General features: G+C 65.1%; 19 protein-coding genes. 10 read left to right on the top strand and 9 right to left on the bottom strand.

Features of this window, described 5'->3' with window-relative positions; genetic code table 11:
- Positions 1-49: 49 nt before the first annotated feature.
- The 6 genes from CAG29_RS00335 to CAG29_RS00305 form a co-directional block, all read right to left on the bottom strand.
- Entirely contained in the window at positions 50-829 is a 780-nt protein-coding gene (locus CAG29_RS00335; protein WP_085579377.1) for an N-acetylmuramoyl-L-alanine amidase, read from the bottom strand.
- Positions 830-930: 101 nt separating this feature from the next.
- The gene (locus CAG29_RS00330; RefSeq protein WP_085693740.1) at positions 931-3,024 is read right to left on the bottom strand and encodes a GGDEF domain-containing protein; all 2,094 of its coding nucleotides are present in this window, start codon (positions 3,022-3,024) and stop codon (positions 931-933) included.
- The gene (locus CAG29_RS00325; RefSeq protein WP_085579381.1) at positions 3,021-3,899 is read right to left on the bottom strand and encodes an endonuclease/exonuclease/phosphatase family protein; all 879 of its coding nucleotides are present in this window, start codon (positions 3,897-3,899) and stop codon (positions 3,021-3,023) included. The genes CAG29_RS00330 and CAG29_RS00325 overlap by 4 nt, the downstream gene beginning before the upstream one ends.
- Positions 3,900-3,913: 14 nt before the next feature.
- Positions 3,914-4,555 (bottom strand): thiol:disulfide interchange protein DsbA/DsbL, encoded by a 642-nt coding sequence (locus CAG29_RS00320; protein WP_085579383.1) that lies wholly within the window; start codon positions 4,553-4,555, stop codon positions 3,914-3,916.
- Positions 4,556-4,764: 209 nt separating this feature from the next.
- Positions 4,765-5,376 (bottom strand): cytochrome c, encoded by a 612-nt coding sequence (locus CAG29_RS00310; RefSeq protein ID WP_085693739.1) that lies wholly within the window; start codon positions 5,374-5,376, stop codon positions 4,765-4,767.
- Between the two features lie 45 nt (positions 5,377-5,421).
- Positions 5,422-5,712, bottom strand: coding sequence for a cytochrome c5 family protein (locus tag CAG29_RS00305; protein WP_085630385.1), 291 nt, complete (start codon positions 5,710-5,712; stop codon positions 5,422-5,424).
- Between the two features lie 191 nt (positions 5,713-5,903).
- Between CAG29_RS00305 and yihA the strand changes: the two genes are divergently transcribed.
- Positions 5,904-6,548, top strand: coding sequence for a ribosome biogenesis GTP-binding protein YihA/YsxC (yihA, locus tag CAG29_RS00300; RefSeq protein WP_085630388.1), 645 nt, complete (start codon positions 5,904-5,906; stop codon positions 6,546-6,548).
- A 285-nt stretch (positions 6,549-6,833) separates the two neighbouring features.
- Here yihA and polA read toward each other — a convergent pair whose 3' ends face one another.
- Positions 6,834-9,638, bottom strand: a complete 2,805-nt coding sequence (gene polA / locus CAG29_RS00295) for a DNA polymerase I (RefSeq protein WP_085630390.1) — start codon at positions 9,636-9,638, stop codon at positions 6,834-6,836.
- Positions 9,639-9,712: 74 nt separating this feature from the next.
- Between polA and CAG29_RS00290 the strand changes: the two genes are divergently transcribed.
- Together CAG29_RS00290 and CAG29_RS00285 are read left to right on the top strand one after the other, a co-directional pair.
- On the top strand, positions 9,713-10,003 hold the full coding sequence (locus CAG29_RS00290; RefSeq protein WP_085630392.1) for a DUF2782 domain-containing protein: 291 nt from the start codon (positions 9,713-9,715) through the stop codon (positions 10,001-10,003).
- A 60-nt stretch (positions 10,004-10,063) separates the two neighbouring features.
- Positions 10,064-11,017 (top strand): homoserine kinase, encoded by a 954-nt coding sequence (locus CAG29_RS00285; protein ID WP_085579523.1) that lies wholly within the window; start codon positions 10,064-10,066, stop codon positions 11,015-11,017.
- A 112-nt stretch (positions 11,018-11,129) separates the two neighbouring features.
- On the opposite strand, the gene CAG29_RS00280 is transcribed toward CAG29_RS00285, so the two are convergent.
- Positions 11,130-12,059, bottom strand: a complete 930-nt coding sequence (locus CAG29_RS00280) for a zinc ABC transporter substrate-binding protein (protein WP_085579398.1) — start codon at positions 12,057-12,059, stop codon at positions 11,130-11,132.
- 57 nt (positions 12,060-12,116) lie between these two features.
- Between CAG29_RS00280 and CAG29_RS00275 the strand changes: the two genes are divergently transcribed.
- From CAG29_RS00275 to CAG29_RS00260, 4 genes are read left to right on the top strand one after another with little or no spacing between them, the layout of a single operon-like run.
- Complete coding sequence (locus CAG29_RS00275) at positions 12,117-12,599, top strand: Fur family transcriptional regulator (protein WP_085579400.1); 483 nt, start codon at positions 12,117-12,119, stop codon at positions 12,597-12,599.
- Positions 12,599-13,384, top strand: coding sequence for a zinc ABC transporter ATP-binding protein ZnuC (gene znuC, locus CAG29_RS00270; protein WP_085579402.1), 786 nt, complete (start codon positions 12,599-12,601; stop codon positions 13,382-13,384). The genes CAG29_RS00275 and znuC overlap by 1 nt, the downstream gene beginning before the upstream one ends.
- A complete protein-coding gene (gene znuB / locus CAG29_RS00265; protein WP_085579404.1) occupies positions 13,377-14,165 on the top strand; it encodes a zinc ABC transporter permease subunit ZnuB in 789 nt (262 codons plus the stop codon). Before znuC ends, znuB begins: the two co-directional genes overlap by 8 nt.
- A 37-nt stretch (positions 14,166-14,202) precedes the next feature.
- Positions 14,203-14,916 carry a PA5502 family lipoprotein gene (locus CAG29_RS00260; protein ID WP_085579406.1) on the top strand — a complete coding sequence of 238 codons (714 nt, stop codon included), beginning with the start codon at positions 14,203-14,205 and terminating at the stop codon, positions 14,914-14,916.
- Positions 14,917-15,032: 116 nt separating this feature from the next.
- On the opposite strand, the gene katE is transcribed toward CAG29_RS00260, so the two are convergent.
- Positions 15,033-17,174, bottom strand: a complete 2,142-nt coding sequence (katE, locus tag CAG29_RS00255) for a catalase HPII (protein WP_085693738.1) — start codon at positions 17,172-17,174, stop codon at positions 15,033-15,035.
- Between the two features lie 257 nt (positions 17,175-17,431).
- Between katE and CAG29_RS00250 the strand changes: the two genes are divergently transcribed.
- The 3 genes from CAG29_RS00250 (at position 17,432) to CAG29_RS00240 (ending at position 19,973) form a co-directional block, all read left to right on the top strand.
- Positions 17,432-18,439, top strand: a complete 1,008-nt coding sequence (locus CAG29_RS00250) for a methionine ABC transporter ATP-binding protein (RefSeq protein ID WP_085579410.1) — start codon at positions 17,432-17,434, stop codon at positions 18,437-18,439.
- Positions 18,439-19,113: a methionine ABC transporter permease gene (locus tag CAG29_RS00245; RefSeq protein ID WP_085579412.1), complete on the top strand. Its 675-nt coding sequence runs from the start codon at positions 18,439-18,441 to the stop codon at positions 19,111-19,113. The genes CAG29_RS00250 and CAG29_RS00245 overlap by 1 nt, the downstream gene beginning before the upstream one ends.
- 86 nt (positions 19,114-19,199) lie before the next feature.
- On the top strand, positions 19,200-19,973 hold the full coding sequence (locus CAG29_RS00240) for a MetQ/NlpA family ABC transporter substrate-binding protein (RefSeq protein ID WP_085579415.1): 774 nt from the start codon (positions 19,200-19,202) through the stop codon (positions 19,971-19,973).
- The last annotated feature ends 12 nt before the right edge of the window (positions 19,974-19,985 follow it).

Below are 19,985 nucleotides of genomic sequence, written 5' to 3'. Positions count from 1 at the left end.
AGTTATAGCTGCTGATTGCGATTTCGCCCTGACCGTCGGGCGGGCGTCATTATTTTGTCTGGTTCAGCACCACCAGCAACGCTGCCGTTTGCGCGTCCGGCGTGCCGTCGAAGCGCGAAGGGCGGTAATGCATCTGGAACGCCGCGAGCACGTGGCGGGTCGCCACATCCAGTTCGCCGGTCTGCGGGGTGGCGTAACCCAGCCGCGCCAACTGCATCTGGAACCAGCCGATGTCCGGCAATTGCGCATTGAACTGCGCCTGCCGCTGGGCGACCGCCTGCTCGTTCGGCCACAGGCCCAGCCCTTCGGCGGCCAGGCGCTTCCAGGGGAAGAGCGGGCCCGGATCGAGCTTGCGCAGCGGCGCGATGTCGCTGTGGCCGATGATGTGGCGCGGGCTGATGCCGTTGCGTTTGCTGATGTCCTTGAGCAGCACGATCAGCGACTGCACCTGGGCTTCGCTGTACGGATACCACACACGGCCGTTCGGGGTGTCCCGGAAGCCGGGGTTGACGATTTCGATGCCGATCGAGCTTGAGTTCAGCCAGGTGCGGCCCTGCCACTCGCTTTCGCCGGCGTGCCAGGCACGCAGGTTTTCGTCCATCAGTTTGTAGATGGTCGCCTTCTTGTCGTCGCCGATCAGGTAATGGCTGCTGACTTCGCCGTGGGTCAGCAGTTGCAGCGAGCGCTCCAGCGAGGCAGTGGTGTAGTGCACCACCACGTATTGGATGCGGCTGTCGTGGTTGGCCGAAGGGTGACTGGTGTCGAATCGCGGGCCGCTGGCGCAACCGGCCAGCACGAGCAGCGACACGAGGAGAGCAAGGAATTTCATGGTTTAGGGCAGTACACGCAAGACAATAATGCAACAGTGTAACGTACTGCCCGGCCCGCAGACGGCCATCGGCCCGATTTAAACAAAATGGAACAATTGCCTCAGCCGATCTCCACCCGGTTGCGTCCGGCGTTTTTTGCCCGGTACAGCGCCTGATCGGCTCTTTTTAGCACCTGATCGCTGCGTTCTCCCGGTCTGAACGACGCCAACCCCATGGAAATGGTGATCGTGACCCGCTCCCCCTTGAAGTGGAACGGGCACGCCTCGATGGCCGCGCGCAAGGTCTCCAGCAACCGGGCGCCGACCGCCGGGGTGGTGGCCGGCAGCAGCAGGACAAATTCCTCGCCACCGAAGCGGGCGATGAAATCGGTGCCGCGCAGGCGTTTGCGCAGCACCGTGGCGATGATCTTCAGCACCTTGTCGCCGGCCAGGTGGCCGTAGTTGTCGTTGATCCGCTTGAAGTGGTCGAGGTCGAGCATGGCCAGGCTCAAGGTGTTGCCGTGTTGCTGCCACTGGGTCATTTCCTGCTCGAGCCGCTCGCTCCAGGCGGCGCGGTTAGGCAGGCCGGTGAGGGGATCGATCAGGGCCTTCTGGCGTTGCTCTTCGAGGTGCTCGCGGTAGCCGAGCGCTTCTTGCTCCATGTGGGCCACGCGCTCGGCCAGGCTCTTGAGGCGTGCGGCGACTTCCTGCTCGCGGGCGTCGCGCTGCTTCTGGTGCTGATCCATGGTGCCGAGCAGGCCTTCCAGGTGGTTTTCCAGCACTTGCTTGAGGTCGTCCAGGTCGGCGGCTTCCTGCACGCTGTTCTGCAGGCCGTCGACCTGCTCACGGATCTGCGTGTCCATGGCCCGGGCGGCGGAGCTGTTGTCGGCGTGCCCCTCGCTGGCGGCCTTGAGGTTGCTCTGGAACGCTTCGAGGCGTTCGTTGAGCTGTTGCAGGTACACCTCGAATTCGTGTTGGCCGCTGTCGGTGATGGCCAGCATCAACGTCGCCAGATCGTCGAGGATCGGCAACAGTTCGTACCAGTTCAAGCCGTTCTTCAACCTATCGCGCATTGCCTCGGCTTGTGGGCGATGGCGCTCGGGCAGCGTCAGGTCGTCCAGCAGGCCGATCAGGGTGTCTTCGATGTGCCGAGCCACCGAGCTGTAGGACGGCTCAGGGGAATCCGGCAGGGCGTAGAGGATGTCGTGCTCGGCCTGTTCGGGGTCGATGGCCGCCAATGCCAGGGCGATGGGCTCGGGCAGGGGCAGGCTGTCGAGGATCATCGCGGCGGTGTTTTCGCCGGGTTGGATCAGCTCGTCCGGATTGACCGCGACCGGCGCGGGCATTGGTGCAGCCGGAACCGGTTCGGGGGTGGCCGGTTCGGTGATCGCCGCAACGGGTGCCTGGGGCGTGCGCTCGGCGACCGGTGGCTGCGGCGTGAAGGCGAATACTTCCGGCTCCGGCTCCGGCTCCGGCGGGCTGGCCGGGCTCGGCAGCGGTGCGGGCGCCGTCGCTTCGGTGGCGAGGCTGGCCCCCGGCAGGTGGCCGGCGGGTGCGGCCTCTTCAGGCTCGGCGACTGGGCTGGGGGCGGTCTCTTGCCGCAGGTCGGCCGGTGGGGCGTGCGTCGGTTCGGTGTGCTCGGAAGCCGGAGCCGTCGGTATCGGCAGCACCGGCTCCGGCTGCTCGTCATTGTCGCGATGGCCGAACAGGCGCTGCAGCAGTCCGGGCCGGCCCGGTTCCGCCGGCGTCTCCAACTGGCTCAGGGCCTTGCCCTGCAAGCCGCTGAGTTCGCTGAGCAGCAGCGGCATTTCCCGGGCCTGTCCGACCCGGTCGTCGAGTTGTTTGGCGAACTTCTTCAGCGGCCGGGCGACGTCCCGCGGCAGCGGCAAGGCCTGCAACTGGGTGACCAGCGCATTCAGCGCGGTGCTGACCTGGTTGATCCGCGTCTCCCGGCGCTGCTCGGAGTCGAGCACGGCTTTTTCCAGGCGCGGCAGCAGAGCGGCGAGGCCGGCGTCCATGTCGTCGGTGCGCACCACATCACGCATCTCTTTCATGCACTGGTCGACCACCCGGTCGGTGCCTTCGGCCGCCAGGGTGCTGCGCACCAGGCCGCGGCGCAGCAGGTCGAGCCGGGCGTCCCAACGACGTTCGAGCTTTTCCTGCTGTTCGATGCTTTTGAGGTATTTCTCTTTCCAGCGCTGGGCTTCGTCGCTCATTCAGGGCTTCCGCGAAGGGCAGGACTCAACGCGGGCAATGCATCGGCCGTGAGCGAACCCGGCAGACGAATCTCTACCGCGACCGGCAGGTGATCGGAAATCGGTTGCGGCAGCACTTCGACCTTTTCCAGGGTCAGGGTCGGGCTGAGCAGGATATGGTCCAGGCAGCGCTGGGGGCGCCAGCTGGGGAAAGTCGCTTCAAGCTGCGGGGCCAGCAGGCCGAGGTCGCGCAGCGGAGAGTGCTGCAGCAGGTCGCTGGCGTGGGTGTTCATGTCGCCCATCAGCACCTGGTGCCTGTAGTCGCCGATCAGGTCGCGGATGTACGCCAGTTGCAGCGTGCGTGCGCGGGGGCCGAGGGCCAGGTGCATCATCACCACCACCAGCGCCTCCGGGCCTTCGCCGAAGCGCAGCAGGATGGCGCCGCGGCCCTTGGGCCCGGGCAGCGGATGGTCTTCGATCGCCCACGGCCGCAAGCGGCTGAGCACGCCGTTGCTGTGCTGGGCCAGGCGGCCGAGGTTGCGGTTGAGCTGTTGGTACCAGTAGGGGAAAGCGCCGAGCTGGGCCAGGTGCTCGACCTGATTGACGTAGCCCGAGCGCAGGCTGCCGCCGTCGGCTTCCTGCAGGGCTACCAGATCGAAATCGCCGAGCAGGCTGCCGATCTTCTGCAGGTTGCCGGAGCGCCCGTTGTGCGGCAGCAGGTGCTGCCAGCTGCGGGTCAGGTAGTGCCGGTAGCGCTCGGTGGAGATGCCGACCTGGATGTTGAAGCTGAGCAAGCGCAGACGGCTGTCTGCGGGCAGGCCCGTGGACTCCAGGTGATGCTCGTTGACCTGCGGATCGTGCAGGCCGACGAGGCGTTCGGCTCTCCAGCGGCGCATGGCGGTCGCCGCGCTTAGTTGGCGGCGGCCTTGTTGGACGCTCGCTCTTTGGCGACCAGTTGGTCAGCCAGTTTCAGGGCCTCTTCGGCACCACCGGCAGAGCCGATGTCGAAGCGGTACTTGCCGTTGACGATCATGGTCGGAACGCCGGAGATTTCATATTTCTTGGCCAGTTCACGAGCCTTGACGATCTGGCCCTTGATGGCGAAGGAGTCGAAGGTGGCGAGGAACTTGTCCTTGTCCACGCCCTGGGTGGCGAGGAAGTCGGCCATGTCGTTCTTGTCGGTCAGCTTCTTGTGTTCCTTCTGTATGGCGTTGAACACGGCGGCGTGGACGTTGTGCTCGACGCCCATGGCTTCCAGGGTCAGGAACATCTGGCCGTGGGCGTCCCACGGGCCGCCGAACATGGCCGGGATGCGCACGAAGTTGACGTCGGCCGGCAGCTTCTCGACCCATGGGTTGATCACCGGCTCGAACGCGTAGCAGTGCGGGCAGCCGTACCAGAACAGCTCCACCACTTCGATCTTGCCAGGCACGGCGACCGGCACCGGATTGCTCAGTTCGACGTAAGGGGCGGCAGGGGCCTCGGCGGCCTGGGCGGTCACGCCGAACAGGCTGGCAGCGACGAGGGCGGCGCTGATGATCAGATTACGCATGCTTTACTCCTGGGCAAATGGGTCGCCTCGCGCAGCCTGTCTGCGGACAGGTCGTGGCGGGCATGAGTCCTGTAGTGTAACGGCAGCGGCCACAAAAAAGGGCGGCCAAGGCCACCCTTTTTATACTTGCTTGAGCGGATTAATCGAGCGTTAACGTAGCGGGGGATTCCCTTGCGCGCAACGCCCGGATCACGCCGGCAAGCCTGGCCTCAGTGCAGGCCTTGAATGTAGCTGGAGACGGCGGCGATGTCCTCGTCGCTCAGCTTGCGGGCGATGGTGCGCATGGTCATGGCGTCGCCGTCGTTGGTGCGTCCGGCTTCTTCCTTGCGGAAATCGGTCAGCTGCTTGGTGATGTACTGGGCGTGCTGGCCACCCAGGTGCGGGAACCCGGCGGCCGCGTTGCCGGCGCCGTTCGGGGAGTGGCAGCCGGTGCAGGCCGGCAGGCCTTTTTCAAGGTTGCCGCCACGGAACAGCGCTTCGCCGCGGGCCACGATCTTGGGATCGGCGGCGCCGACGCTGCCTTTCTGGCTGGCGAAGTAGGCGGCGATGTCGGAAAGGTCCTGATCGCTCAGGTTGGTCAGCAGGCCGGTCATTTCCAGGACGGTGCGTTTGCCCGACTTGATGTCGTGCAGTTGCTTGGTCAGGTAGCGTTCGCCCTGGCCCGCCAGTTTCGGAAAGTTTGGCGCCATGCTGTTGCCATCCGGGCCATGGCAGGCACCGCATACGGCGACTTTGGCCTGGCCTGCGGCGGCATCGCCTGCAGCATGGGCGAAGCCTGAGATTCCCACGGTCAACAGCAGACTCACGATCAGTTTGTTCATCAGCTAATCCAACTACGGCTAAGGGTTAAGAGTTATGGACCGGGCTTACTCGCTCATCCAGAGGATGATGGCTCGGTAATCCTCGGTACTGCAGTCCATGCACAAACCACGCGGCGGCATCGCCTTGAAACCCTGGGTCACGTGTTGCACCAGCGTCTCCATGCCCTTGGCCAATCTCGGCGTCCAGGCTTCCCGATCGCCCTTGCGGGGCGCCGCAGGGAGCTGGCCGGAATGACAGGCACCACAGACACGGTTGTACACGGCTTCCGGATCCTGTGCGGCCTGAATGCTGTGAAGCGGCATCAGAAGCCCGGCAGCCAGCAGCCATTTCGTCATAAAACGACCTTTTCAGGGTTGAGAGCGTTCTGCGTTCTGTTGCGCAATCAAGGTCTGTCGCTCTCGTGAACTTCATCCTACGCTGGGACAAAGCGCACACAAAATCTGCGGCATTATATACTGGCGTCACTGAAACGGAAGCGACCTCGCTTGCCGCGCCCATTCCCGGCGCCGTCCACATCGGAAATCCCATGCAGCTCAAGAACCCCATCCTCGGCCTGTGCCAACAGTCCACCTTCATGCTCAGCGCCGCCAAAGTCGATCAATGCCCCAGCGACCAGGGCTACGAAGTGGCCTTCGCCGGCCGCTCCAACGCCGGCAAGTCCAGCGCGCTGAACACCCTGACCCACGCCAGCCTGGCGCGCACCTCGAAAACCCCGGGCCGCACGCAGCTGTTGAATTTCTTCAAGCTAGACGATGAACGCCGTCTGGTCGACCTGCCGGGCTACGGTTATGCGAAAGTGCCGATCCCGCTCAAGCAGCACTGGCAGCGTCACCTCGAGGCTTACCTGGGCGGTCGCGAGAGTCTGATGGGGGTGATCCTGCTGATGGACATCCGCCACCCGATGACCGACTTCGACCGGCTGATGCTCGACTGGGCCGTCGCCGCCGGCATGCCGATGCACATCCTGCTGACCAAGGCGGACAAGCTGACCTACGGCGCCGCCAAGAACACGCTGCTCAAGGTGCAGTCGGAGATCCGCAAGGGGTGGGGCGATACGGTCTCGATCCAGCTGTTCTCCGCGCCCAAGCGCATGGGCCTGGAAGAGGCCTACACCGTGCTGGCGGGCTGGATGGAGCTTGCGGACAAGGGCGCCGAAGCGGCGGCCGAGTAAATCGCGGGCAAAAAAAAGCCCCGGACTTCATATGGGGAGGGAGAAGTTCCGGGGTTCAAGTTCCGAACCGCTAGGGCGGGGTTCAGATATCTGCCAACACTTAACACAACATAGGAGCATCGAAGGGCTTCACCAGCCATTCAGTAACTCTGAGTGGCCCTTCGCAAGATTAGTTCAGATTTTTTTCAAAAAGCTTTGGAATAATTCCAAGAGCGATCGGAACTAAGCCCGTTCCCGGGCGTTCGCCGCGACGCCATGCCGCAGCGAAGGCCCGTCCCAGACGGCTCAGTGAGCCTCGTCCCAGTTGTTGCCGATACCCACTTCGACCAGCAGCGGAACATCCAGTTTCGCCGCGCCGCTCATGTGCGTGCGGATTTCTTCGCTGACCTGACCGACGAGATCCTCGCGGACCTCCAGAACCAGTTCGTCGTGGACCTGCAGGATCACCTTGGCATCCAGTCCCGACGCCTGCAGCCAGTTGTCCACCGCCACCATGGCCTTCTTGATGATGTCCGCCGCCGTGCCCTGCATCGGGGCGTTGATCGCCGTGCGTTCGGCGGCGGCGCGTTCCTGCGGCTTGTTGGAGTTAATCTCCGGCAGGTACAGGCGGCGGCCGAAGAAAGTCTCCACGTAGCCCTGGTCGGCCGCCTGCTTACGGGTGCGCTCCATGTATTCGCGCACGCCGGGGTAACGGGCGAAGTAGGTGTCGATGTAAGCCTTGGCGGTCTTGGTGTCGACGCCGATGTCCTTGCCCAGCTTCTGCGCGCCCATGCCGTAGATCAGCCCGAAGTTGATCGCCTTGGCGCTGCGGCGCTGATCGGAGGTCACTTCGTTGAGTTCGACCTTGAACACTTCGGCGGCGGTGGCGGTGTGCACGTCCAGGTTGTTGCGGAACGCGTTCATCAGGCCTTCGTCGCGGGACAGGTGGGCCATGATCCGCAGTTCGATCTGCGAGTAGTCCGCCGCCAGCAGCTTGTAGCCGGCCGGCGCGACGAACGCCTGACGGATCCTGCGGCCTTCGGCGGTGCGCACCGGGATGTTCTGCAGGTTCGGGTCGCTGGAGGACAGCCGTCCGGTGGACGCCACCGCCTGATGGTAGGAGGTGTGGATGCGTCCGGTGCGCGGGTTGATCTGTTCCGGCAGGCGGTCGGTGTAGGTGCTTTTCAGCTTGCTCATGGAGCGGTACTCCATCAGCACCTTCGGCAACCGGTAGTCGTCCTCCGCGAGCCGCGCCAGCACGTCTTCGGCGGTGGAGGGCTGCCCGGTGGCGGTCTTCTTCAGCACCGGCAGGCCGAGCTTCTCGTAAAGGATCACGCCCAGCTGCTTCGGCGAGCCCAGGTTGAATTCCTCACCGGCGATCTCGAACGCTTCGCGCTCCAGAGCGACCATCTTGTCGCCCAACTCGATGCTCTGCACGCCGAGCAGGGCGGCGTCGACGAACGCGCCCTGACGCTCGATGCGCGCCAGCACCGGCACCAGCGGGATCTCGATGTCGGTCAGCACGCTGGCCAGGCTCGGGATGGCGTTGAGCTTTTCGATCAGGGCCTGGTGCAGGCGCAGGGTCACGTCGGCGTCTTCGGCGGCGTACGGGCCGGCCTGTTCCAGGGCGATCTGGTCGAAGGTCAGTTGCTTGGCGCCCTTGCCGGCGATGTCCTGGAAGCTCACGGTGGTGTGGTCCAGGTACTTCTGCGCCAGGCTGTCCATGTCGTGGCGGGTGGCGGTGGAGTTCAGCACGTAGGATTCGAGCATCGTGTCGAAGGCGATCCCGCGCACGGTGATGCCGTTGGCCGGGTCGCCGCCGATGGCGCAGTTGGCGAGGATGTTCATGTCGAACTTGGCGTGCTGGCCGACCTTGAGCTTGTTCGGGTCCTCCAAGATCGGCTTGAGCGCGCGCAGCACGGTGTCGCGGTCGAGCTGATCCGGTACGCCGATGTAGGAGTGGGTCAGCGGAACGTAGGCCGCTTCGTTGGCCTGCACGGCGAACGACAGGCCGACCAGTTGCGCCTGTTGCGCGTCGATGCCGGTGGTTTCGGTGTCGAAAGCGAACAGTTCGGCGCTTTTGAGCTTTTCCAGCCAGACATCGAAACGCGCCTGGTCGAGGACGGTCTCGTAGCGGGTTGCGCCGGTCGCTTGCGGCGCTTCGGCTTCGGCGGCGCTGAACAGGTCGGCGGCCGGCTCAGGCTCGGCCGCGGCCTTGAGTTCGACGCGCTTGGCGTCGCGCTCCAGGTCGTTGATCCAGCCCTTGAACTCCATCAGCGTGTAAAGCTCAAGGAGCTTGGCCGGATCCTCGGCGCCCATGTGCAGGTCGTCGAGAGTGATGTCCAGCGGCACGTCGACCTTGATGGTCGCCAACTGATAGGAGAGGAACGCCATCTCCTTGTGCTCTTCGAGCTTGGCCGGCAGGGTCTTGGCGCCGCGGATCGGCAGGGTCGGCACGATGTCGAGCTGCGCGTAGAGTTCGGTCAGGCCGCCGTTGACGCCCACCAGCAGGCCTGAAGCGGTTTTCGGACCGATGCCGGGCACACCGGGGATGTTGTCGGAGGAGTCGCCCATCAGGGCCAGATAATCGATGATCTGCTCCGGTGCGACACCGAACTTCTCCTTAACGCCCTCCACGTCCATCGAACTGCCGGACATGGTGTTGACCAAGGTAATGTGCCCGTCGACCAGTTGCGCCATGTCCTTGTCGCCGGTGGAGATGATCACCGGCCGGTCGGCGGCCGCGCTGCTGCGGGCCAGGGTGCCGATCACATCGTCGGCCTCGACGCCTTCGACGCACAGCAGCGGGAAGCCGAGGGCGATCACGCTCTGGTGCAGCGGCTCGATCTGCACGCGCATGTCATCGGGCATGCTCGGCCGGTTGGCCTTGTATTCGGCGTACATTTCGTCGCGGAACGTCCCGCCCTTGGCGTCGAAGACGACGGCGAACGGGCTGTCCGGGTATTGCTTGCGCAGGCTCTTGAGCATGTTCAGCACGCCTTTGACCGCGCCGGTCGGCATGCCTTTGGAGGTGGTCAGCGGCGGCAGCGCATGAAAGGCGCGGTAAAGGTAGGACGAACCGTCCACCAGGACGAGGGGGGCTTGGCTCATGTGCAGGATCAACCTTTTCGGCGGGTCCGGCGCTAGAATAGCGGGACCGTTGACGACAAAGGGACAAGGTTATCATGCGTACGTTAAATCGCTTGCTGCTGGTCAGTCTGATCGCTGTCTCACCGCTGGCCGCGATCGCGGCGGATGATGCGCCGTCGGCGGATCCGGAGGTCACCATTCGCACGGAGGGCGACAGGACGATCCAGGAGTACCGCCAGAACGGGTTCCTGTATGCGATCAAAGTCACCGTGAAGGGCGCGCCGCCGTACTTTCTGGTGCGTGCCGACGGTACCGACGCGAACTTCATCCGTTCGGACCAGCCGGATATGCTGATTCCGTCATGGAAGATCTTTGAATGGAAGTAGTTCCTTAATTTCACCCGGCGCCGGCCCGACCCCGGCGCCAGAACTGAGCAGTTTTTGACCATGTCTGTGTTCACCCCCCTGGCTCGGCCCGAGCTGGAAACCTTTCTCGCCCCTTACGGGCTCGGCCGTCTGCTCGATTTCCAGGGGATCGCCGCCGGCAGCGAAAACACCAATTTCTTCATCAGCCTGGAACAGGGCGAGTTCGTCCTGACCCTGGTCGAGCGCGGCCCGGTGCAGGAGATGCCGTTCTTCATCGACCTGCTCGACGTGCTGCATAAGGCCGACCTGCCGGTGCCGTACGCCTTGCGCACCACCGACGGCGAGGCCCTGCGCGAGCTCAAGGGCAAGCCGGCGCTGCTGCAGCCGCGCCTGGCCGGCAAGCACATCAAGCAGGCCAACGCCCAGCACTGCGCGCAGGTCGGCGAGCTGCAGGCCCATCTGCACCTGGCGACCCAGGGCGCCAACATGATCAAGCGCAAGACCGACCGCGGCCTGGACTGGATGCTGGAGGAGGGGACGCAGTTCCTGTCGCATCTGGGCGACGAGCCGCGGGCGCTGCTGCAAAAGGCGCTGGACGAAATCACCGTGCAGAAAGAGAAGATCCTCGCGTTGCCGCGGGCGAACATCCACGCCGACCTGTTCCGCGACAACGCCATGTTCGAAGGCACGCACCTGACCGGGCTGATCGACTTCTACAACGCCTGCTCGGGGCCGATGCTCTACGACGTGGCCATCGCCTTGAACGACTGGTGCTCCGACGACGCCGGGCAGATCGACGGCCAGCGGGCGCGGGCGTTTCTGGGGGCCTACGCGGCGCTGCGTCCGTTCACGGCGGCGGAAGCCGAACTGTGGCCGGTGATGCTGCGGGTGGCGTGCGTGCGGTTCTGGCTGTCGCGTTTGATCGCGGCGGAGTCGTTCGCCGGGCAGGACGTGCTGATCCACGATCCGAAGGAATTCGAGCAGCGCCTGGCGCAGCGCCAGGCCATCAGCGTCCAGTTGCCGTTCGCGCTCTGACCGGGTGGCGGGCGAACGTGCTCGCATCGGGTGCCATGCCCCTTCAAGGTTCCGGGCAGTCGACGGAACCTTGAGCGCTAAACGGAAGCAAGATCCCTCGCCACAGGATCGCTTACAGCGACTCCAGGCAACCCGCCAGGTCGTTGCCCAGCTTTTCCAGCACTTGCTCGTAACCCTGGGCGGTCGCCGGGGTGTAGCCGCCGAGCGCGTCCAGTTCCGCCAGTTTCACCGGCAGCCCGGCCACCAGGGTTTCCGCCAGGCGTGGGCGCAGCGGCGGTTCGCTGAACACGCAGGTCTTGCCGACTTCCTGCAGCCGCGCCCGCATCGCCGCCACGTGCTGTGCGCCCGGCTGCACCTCCGCCGCGACGCTGAACACGCCGGCGTGCTTGAGGCCGTAGGCGTCTTCGAAGTAGTCGAAGGCTTCGTGGAACACGAAGTAGGGTTTGCCTTCGATGCCGGCCAGACGTTTCTTCAGGCGCGCGTCCAGCGCATCGAGGCGCCCGTCGAACGCCTTGGCGTTGCTTTGGTAGCGCTGGGCGTTGGCCGGGTCGGCGGCGCTCAGGTCGGCGGCCATCTTGTCGGCGATCACCCGTGCGTTCACCGGAGACAGCCACAAATGCGCGTCCAGGGTACCCGGACGGTGGTCGTGGTCATGCTCGTCGGCCTCTTCGGCGTGCGAGTGGCTGTCCTCGGCGAAGCGGCGCAGCTTCAGGCCAGGCAGATCCTGCACGGCGACGCTCGGCAGCGTGCGGCCGTTCAGCACCCGGGGCAGGAAACCTTCCATGTCCGGGCCGATCCAGTACAGCAGATCCACCGACTGCACCTTGCGCACGTCTGACGGGCGCAGGGCGTAGTGGTGCGGCGAGGCGCCGGGCGGCAGCAGCACTTCGGGAATCGCCACGCCGTCCTGCACGGCGGCGGCGATCAGTTGCAGCGGCTTGATGCTGGTGAGCACCTTGACCTCGGCCTGGGCCGTGCCGATCAGCAGGAAACCGGTGACGAATGCGACAAAAACAGAAAAAAGTCGGGACACGATGACCACTCAAGGAGGCGAGAACGGGTAACATAATAACGTCTCTAGCCAAACTCGTCGCCGCTCATGCCCATTACACCGATTGCCAGCCGCCCCCACGACCACTCTCATTGCGTGCACAGCGCTTTGTCCGAGGCCGACGCCCTGTGCGCACGCAAGGGCCTGCGCCTGACCGCGCTGCGTCGGCGGGTGCTGGAACTGGTCTGGCAGAGCCACAAGCCGCTGGGCGCCTACGACATCCTCGCGGTGCTGAGCGAGCAGGACGGCCGTCGCGCCGCGCCGCCGACCGTGTACCGGGCGCTGGATTTCCTGCTGGAGAACGGCCTGGTGCACCGCATCTCCTCGCTCAACGCCTTCATCGGCTGCGTCCACCCGGAGCACGCGCATCAGGGCCAGTTCCTGATCTGCCGCCAATGCCACGCCGCCATCGAGCTTGAGCAGAAGGCCATCAGCGACGCGATCATCCACAGCGCCAAGGATGTCGGCTTCGTCGTCGAGGCCCAGACCGTGGAAGTGGTCGGCCTCTGCTCCGGCTGCCGGGGGGCTTGATGAGCGACACGCTGATCCGTCTCGAGCAGGTCGCGGTCCGGTTCGCCGGGCAGAGCGTGCTGGACAACATTCACCTGAGCGTCGAGCCGGGGCAGATCGTAACCCTGATCGGCCCCAACGGCGCCGGCAAGACCACCCTGGTGCGCGCCGTGCTCGGGTTGCTCAAGCCGGACAGCGGCCGCGTCTGGCGCAAGCCGAAGCTGCGGGTCGGCTACATGCCGCAGAAGCTGCATGTCGATCCGACCTTGCCGCTGTCGGTGCTGCGTTTTCTGCGTCTGGTGCCGGGCGTCGACCGCACACGGGCCCTGGCGGCACTCAGGGAGGTCGGCGCCGAGCACGTCATCGACAGCCCGGTGCAGAGCGTTTCCGGCGGTGAGATGCAGCGCGTGCTGCTCGCCCGGGCGCTGCTGCGCGAACCCGAGCTGCTGGTGCTCGACGAGCCGGTGCAGGGCGTCGACGTGGCCGGCCAGGCCGAGCTGTACAGCCTGATCACGCGGCTGCGCGACCGCCACGGCTGCGGCGTGCTGATGGTCTCCCATGACCTGCACCTGGTGATGAGCACCACCGACCAGGTGGTCTGCCTCAACCGCCACGTCTGCTGTTCCGGGCATCCGGAGCAGGTCAGCGGCGACCCGGCCTTCGTCGAGCTGTTCGGCAACAACGCGCCGAGCCTGGCGATCTATCACCACCATCACGACCACGCCCACGACCTGCACGGTTCGGTGGTCAAGGCGGCCCCGGCGGGCCAACCCCATGTTCACGGAGATGGCTGCAAGCATGGCTGATTTTCTGTTCTACGCCCTGCTTGCAGGTCTGGCGCTGGCGGTGGTCGCAGGGCCGTTGGGCTCGTTCGTGGTCTGGCGGCGCATGGCCTACTTCGGCGACACCCTGTCCCACGCCGCCCTGCTGGGCGTGGCCCTGGGATTTCTGCTGGATGTCAGTCCGACCGTGGCGGTCACCGTCGGCTGCCTGCTGCTGGCGGTGGTGCTGGTGACGCTGCAGCAGCGCCAGCCGCTGGCCTCCGACACGCTGCTGGGAATTCTCGCGCCGAGCACGCTCTCCCTTGGCCTGGTGGTACTAAGCTTCATGCATGAAGTGCGGATCGACCTGATGGCCTATCTGTTCGGCGACCTGCTGGCGATCAGCCCCACCGACCTGGCCTGGATCCTCGGCGGCAGCGCGGCGGTGCTGGCGTTGCTGGTGACGCTGTGGCGGCCGTTGCTGGCGATCACCGTGCACGAAGAGCTGGCCAAGGTCGAAGGCCTGCCGGTGGCCGGGCTGCGCATGGCGCTGATGCTGCTGATCGCGGTGGTGATCGCGGTGGCGATGAAGATCGTCGGCGTGCTGTTGATCACCTCGCTGCTGATCATCCCGGCGGCTGCGGCACAGCGTCACGCCCGCTCCCCGGAGCAGATGGCGCTGGGTGCGAGCCTGTTGGGCATGCTGGCCGTGTGCGGCGGGCTGGCGCTGTCCTGGTTCAAGGACACCCCGGCCGGCCCTTCGATCGTTGTGACGGCGGCCGCACTGTTTCTGCTCAGTTTTGTCCTGCCCCGTCGAGGGGTGTAGACTTGCTCGCTTTTTGCGCAATTAGAGAGTCGCAGGAATGAAGCCGTTCGCCTCCCGTTATCTGCTCCTTGTCGCATTTTCCGTGCTGCTGGGCGCTTGCCAAAGCACGCCGCCGGTGGCCGAAGCCCCCGACGCGCGGGCCACGGCCATCGCACAACTGGAGCAAAGCCTGGCCAGCAGCGAACTGGCCACCGCCGAAGACCAATTGGCGGCCTTGCAGGCGGAAACCCCCAACGACCAGTCCCTTGAGCAGTACCAGAGGCAACTGGCCGAAGCCTACCTGCGCCGCAGCCAGATCGTGCTGCAGAAGGGCGACGTGAACGCCGCCGCCATGGCCCTGAGCCGTGCCCGGGCCCTGATGCCCAAGGCCCCGGCGCTGACCGGCGGCGTCAACGGCGCCATCACCGAAGCCCGCAAGGCCGAGCTGGAAAAGGCTGAAGCGGCGCTGCAGGCGGCGGAGTCCAAGCCCAAGGCGCGGGTGATCGACCCGACCGCGGAAAGCACCACGGTGGCGCTGAACATCACCGATAGCCGCAAATTGCGTCGGCAACTGGATGCGATCGCCGCCGATGTGGTGAATTACGACTGCGCAGTGACCCTGCAGGCCCCGCGCACCGCCGACTACCCGTGGCTGGCGACCTTGCTGACCAAGCGCGTGAAGAAGCTGGATCCGGGCTTCGACCTGCAGATCCGCAAGCAGACCGTGCGCACCGTACCGGCGCAGATGGTCTTGAGCCCGCGCAAGCCTTAAGCGCCAAGTCCGGAGTCCATCGCCAGCAGGCTGGCGCCCACAGGGATCTGCGGCGTTCCGAATCCTGTGGGAGCCAGCCTGCTGGCGATGGCGCCCTCATGGGCACCGGGGATCCCTTATGCAGGAACCGCCTTCGCCTTGGCTTCCCGTTCCCAGACCCGGTGCTGCCCGATCGCGGCAAAGAACGCCTGGGTCAGCGCCCCGGCGTCTTTGCCCGTCACCAGTCCCGCGTCCTTTTCCAGCTTCAGCATGTCCAGCAATTGTTCGGCCTCGCCCTGCAAGGCGATTGCCTTCAGGTGCTTGTACGCCTCCAGCAGGTAGTGCAACGCCACCCCGTCACCGCCCAAGGCCTTGACCGACGCCGCACCGCCCGGCACGAACACCGCGTCGAAGGCCACCGACGGCATGCCTTCCATCGACGCGTCCACCGCCAGGGTCTTGCCGTTGGCGGCCTTGAGCGGCGCCGAGGTCGGGCCGAGCAGCTTCCCGTGGGCGCCTTCGGCCTTGAGTGCTTTCTTCATGGCGTCGATGGCTGCACTATCGACGCCGTTCGCGGCCAGAATCGCCACTTTTCGGGTTTTTATGTTTTCCGGCACCAAGTTGGCCTGACTCAGCGCGGGCGAGCGCTCCAGCGAGGTCTTGCGCACCGCCACCGTGCCTTTGGCCGGCGCCGGCAGGCCTAGGTTTTCCGCGACGCGCCTGGCCAGCTCCAGGTCGATGTTGGCGAGGATGTCGTTGACCTCCCGCGCCCGGATGGTCTCGCGCTCCACCTTGCCCAGTTCGAAGCTGTAGGCCGCGATGATGTGCTCCTGCTCGTGGGGGCTCATGCTGTTGAAGAACAGCCGGGCCTGGGAGAAGTGATCGCCGAAGGATTCGCTGCGCTGGCGGATCTTGTTTGCGTCGATGCGCTCCGGATAACTCTCGAAACCGCCGTCCTGCGCGGCGGGCGGGGTTTCCTTCGGCCAGCCGCCGTCGATCGAATTCGGCTCGTAAGAGGCGCGGCCTTTGTCGATGGTCGAACGGTGCTGGGCGTCGCGTTGGCCGTTGTGGAACGGCGCCAGCGGACGGTTGATCGGCAGCTCGTGAAAGTTCGGCCCGCCGAGTCGGCTGATCTGCGTATCGGTGTAGGAAAACAGACGCCCCTGCAGCAGCGGATCGTTGGAGAAGTCAATCCCCGGCACGATGTGGCCGGGGCAGAACGCGACCTGCTCGGTCTCGGCGAAGAAGTTGTCCGGGTTGCGGTTGAGGGTCATCTTGCCCAGCGGCGTGATCGGCACGATCTCCTCGGGAATCAGTTTGGTGGGGTCGAGCAGGTCGAACTCGAAGTCGTGCTCGTGCTGTTCCTCGATGACCTGCACCCCTAGTTCCCACTCCGGGTAGTCCCCGGTCTCGATGGCTTCCCAGAGGTCGCGGCGATGGTGGTCGGTGTCCTTGCCGGCGAGCTTCTGGGCCTCGTCCCACACCAGCGAGCAGGTGCCGGCGGTGGGGCGCCAGTGGAACTTGACGAAGCGCGAGGTGCCCTCGGCGTTGACCAGCCGGAAGGTGTGCACGCCGAAGCCCTGCATGCTGCGCAGGCTTTTCGGGATCGCCCGGTCGGACATGGCCCAGATCACCATGTGCGCCGACTCGGGCACCAGCGAAACGAAATCCCAGAAGGTGTCGTGGGCCGAGCCGCCGGTGGGGATTTCGTTGTGCGGCTCGGGTTTCACCGCGTGGACGAAATCGGGGAACTTCACCGCGTCCTGAATGAAGAAGACCGGCATGTTGTTGCCCACCAGGTCGAAGTTGCCTTCCTCGGTGAAGAACTTCACGGCGAAGCCGCGCACGTCGCGCACCGTGTCGCCGGAGCCGCGCGGCCCCTGCACGGTGGAAAAACGGACGAACACCGGTGTTTTCTTCGCCGGATCCTGCAGGAAACCGGCCTTGGTCAGCGCCGAATGGTTCCCGTAGCTCTGGAAAAAGCCGTGGGCGCCGGCGCCGCGAGCGTGGACGATGCGTTCCGGGATGCGCTCATGGTCGAAGTGCGTGATCTTCTCACGCATGATGAAGTCTTCCAGCAGCGACGGCCCGCGGTCGCCGGCCTTGAGGGTGTTCTGGTTGTCGGCGACCTTGACGCCCTGGTTGGTGCGCAGGGCCTGGCCGGTGGCGTCGGAGCGGAACGGCTCCAGACGGTCGAGCTTGGCGTTGGTGTTGGCGCGGTCGGGGGTGTCCGTTCCGGCCAGTCGGCTCTTCTCGGCAGCGGGTTTTTTGGTGCTCATCAGGCTTGAACTCCTCGTTTGGGTCGGGGCCCGTCAGGTTTTCCGGCGCGGTGCCGATAGCCATGGGGCATTTCCAGGGGTTATTCGAGTGACTGACCGAGACGCCGGACCGTTCCTTTTTTATGACCTTTGATCGCGTTATTGCCAAAAGAAAGGTTGTTTGCGAAATAAATGCTAAGAACCTCTATACGGACAGGCTAAAATGCGCGCCCGGCTAACCGCTGACCCTTTTCAACGCGCCCCACAAGGTTCGCTACGTGATCGAGTTTCAAAACGTCCATAAGACTTACCGCGTCGCCGGTAAGGACATCACTGCGCTGCACCCGACCCGTCTGTCGATTGAGAACGGTCAGGTGTTCGGCCTGATTGGCCATTCCGGCGCGGGCAAAAGCACCCTGCTGCGTCTGATCAATCGCCTGGAGGACGCCAGCGGCGGCAAGATCATCGTCGACGGCGAAGAGATCACCGCGCTGGACGCCAACGGCCTGCGCCGTTTCCGGCAGCAGGTCGGGATGATCTTCCAGCACTTCAACCTGCTGGCGTCCAAGACCGTGGCCGACAACGTCGCGTTGCCGCTGACCCTGGCCGGCGAACTGTCGCGCAGCGAGATCGACCGCCGCGTGGCCGAACTGCTGGCCCGGGTCGGTCTGTCCGACCATGCCAAGAAGTACCCGGCGCAACTGTCCGGCGGCCAGAAGCAGCGCGTCGGCATCGCCCGCGCCCTGGCGACCAAGCCGAAGATCCTGTTGTGCGACGAGGCCACCAGCGCCCTCGATCCGCAGACCACCGCCTCGGTGCTGCAACTGCTGGCCGAGATCAACCGCGAGCTGAAACTGACCATCGTCCTGATCACCCACGAGATGGACGTGATCCGCCGCGTCTGCGACCAGGTGGCGGTGATGGACGCCGGCACGATCGTCGAGCAAGGCCCGGTGGCGGACGTGTTCCTGCATCCGAAGCACCCGACGACCAAGCGTTTCGTCCAGGAAGACGAGCAGATCGACGAAAACGAACAACGCGATGACTTCGCCCACGTGCCGGGCCGCATCGTGCGCCTGACGTTCCAGGGCGACGCGACCTACGCGCCGCTGCTCGGCACCGTCGCCCGGGAGACCGGGGTGGACTACAGCATCCTGGCCGGCCGCATCGACCGCATCAAAGACGTTCCCTACGGGCAATTGACCCTCGCCGTCACCGGCGGCGACATGGACGCGGCGTTCGCCCGCTTCACCGCCGCCGACGTTCACATGGAGGTGCTCCGCTGATGGAACTGCTCAAGTCCCTGTTCGAAAACATCGACTGGCTGGAAATCTGGCTGGCCACCGGCGACACCCTGATGATGCTCGGCGGCTCGCTGCTGTTCACCGTCCTGCTGGGCCTGCCGCTCGGCGTGCTGCTGTTCCTGTGCAGCCCGCGCCAATTGCTGGAGAACCGCGGCGTCTACGCGATCATGTCGCTGGTGGTGAACATCCTGCGTTCGCTGCCGTTCATCATCCTGCTGATCGTGATGATCCCGTTCACCGTGCTGATCACCGGCACGTCGCTGGGCGTGGCCGGTGCGATTCCGCCTTTGGTGGTGGGCGCGACGCCGTTCTTCGCGCGGCTGGTGGAAACCGCCCTGCGCGAGGTGGACCGCGGCATCATCGAAGCCACCCAGTCGATGGGCGCGACCACCCGGCAGATCATCGTCAACGCGCTGCTGCCGGAGGCCCGTCCGGGCATCTTCGCGGCGATTACGGTGACAGCGATTACACTGGTGTCCTACACGGCGATGGCCGGTGTGGTCGGCGCCGGCGGCCTGGGCGACCTGGCGATCCGTTTCGGCTACCAGCGCTTCCAGACCGACGTGATGGTCGTGACCGTGGTGCTGCTGCTGATCCTGGTGCAAGTGCTGCAAATGGTGGGCGACCGGCTGGTCGTCCACTTCTCGCGCAAATAATCGATCCTGTCACAGAAAAACATGAGCCGGCCTTCCCCGGCAGGCGCCAAGGCGCCGCCGGCGGATACCCACAAGGAGTTAGCTGAATGAAAAGACTGTTCGTTGCCCTCGCTGCCGCCGCCGCTTTCTCGGCCCACGCCGCCGAAACCCTGACCGTGGCCGCGACCCCGGTGCCCCACGCCGAGATCCTCGAGTTCGTGAAACCGGCGCTGGCCAAGGAAGGCGTGGACCTGAAGGTGAAGGTGTTCACCGACTACATTCAGCCGAACGTGCAGGTGGCCGAGAAGCGCCTGGACGCCAACTTCTTCCAGCACCAGCCGTACCTCGATGAGTTCAACAAGGCCAAGGGCACCAGCCTGGTGGCCGTGGCCGGCGTGCACCTGGAACCCCTGGGCGCCTACTCCAGCAAGTTCAAGAAGCTCGACGAGCTGCCGAGCGGCGCCAACGTGGTGATCCCGAACGACGCCACCAACGGCGGCCGTGCGCTGCTGCTGCTGGACAAGGCCGGCGTGATCAAGCTCAAGGACTCGAAGAACATCCTGTCCACCGTCAAGGACATCGCCGAGAACCCGAAAGACCTGAAGATCCGTGAACTGGAAGCCGCGACCATCCCGCGCGTGCTGACCCAGGTCGACCTGGCGCTGATCAACACCAACTACGCGCTGGAAGCCAAGCTTGATCCGTCCAAGGACGCGCTGGTGATCGAAGGCAACGACTCGCCGTACGTGAACATCCTGGTGTCCCGCGGGGACAACAAGGACAGCGACGCGATGAAGAAACTGGCCGCCGCCCTGCACAGCCCGGAGGTGAAGCAATTCATCACCGAGAAGTACAAGGGTGCGGTGCTGCCGGCGTTCTGATCGCTGCGGCAA

The organism is Pseudomonas sp. B7(2017) (genome assembly GCF_002112745.1).
In the GTDB taxonomy this organism is placed as follows: domain Bacteria; phylum Pseudomonadota; class Gammaproteobacteria; order Pseudomonadales; family Pseudomonadaceae; genus Aquipseudomonas; species Aquipseudomonas ekonensis.
The sequence above is the reverse complement of the archived record's forward strand: the minus strand, read 5'-3'. Positions and strand labels throughout refer to the sequence as shown.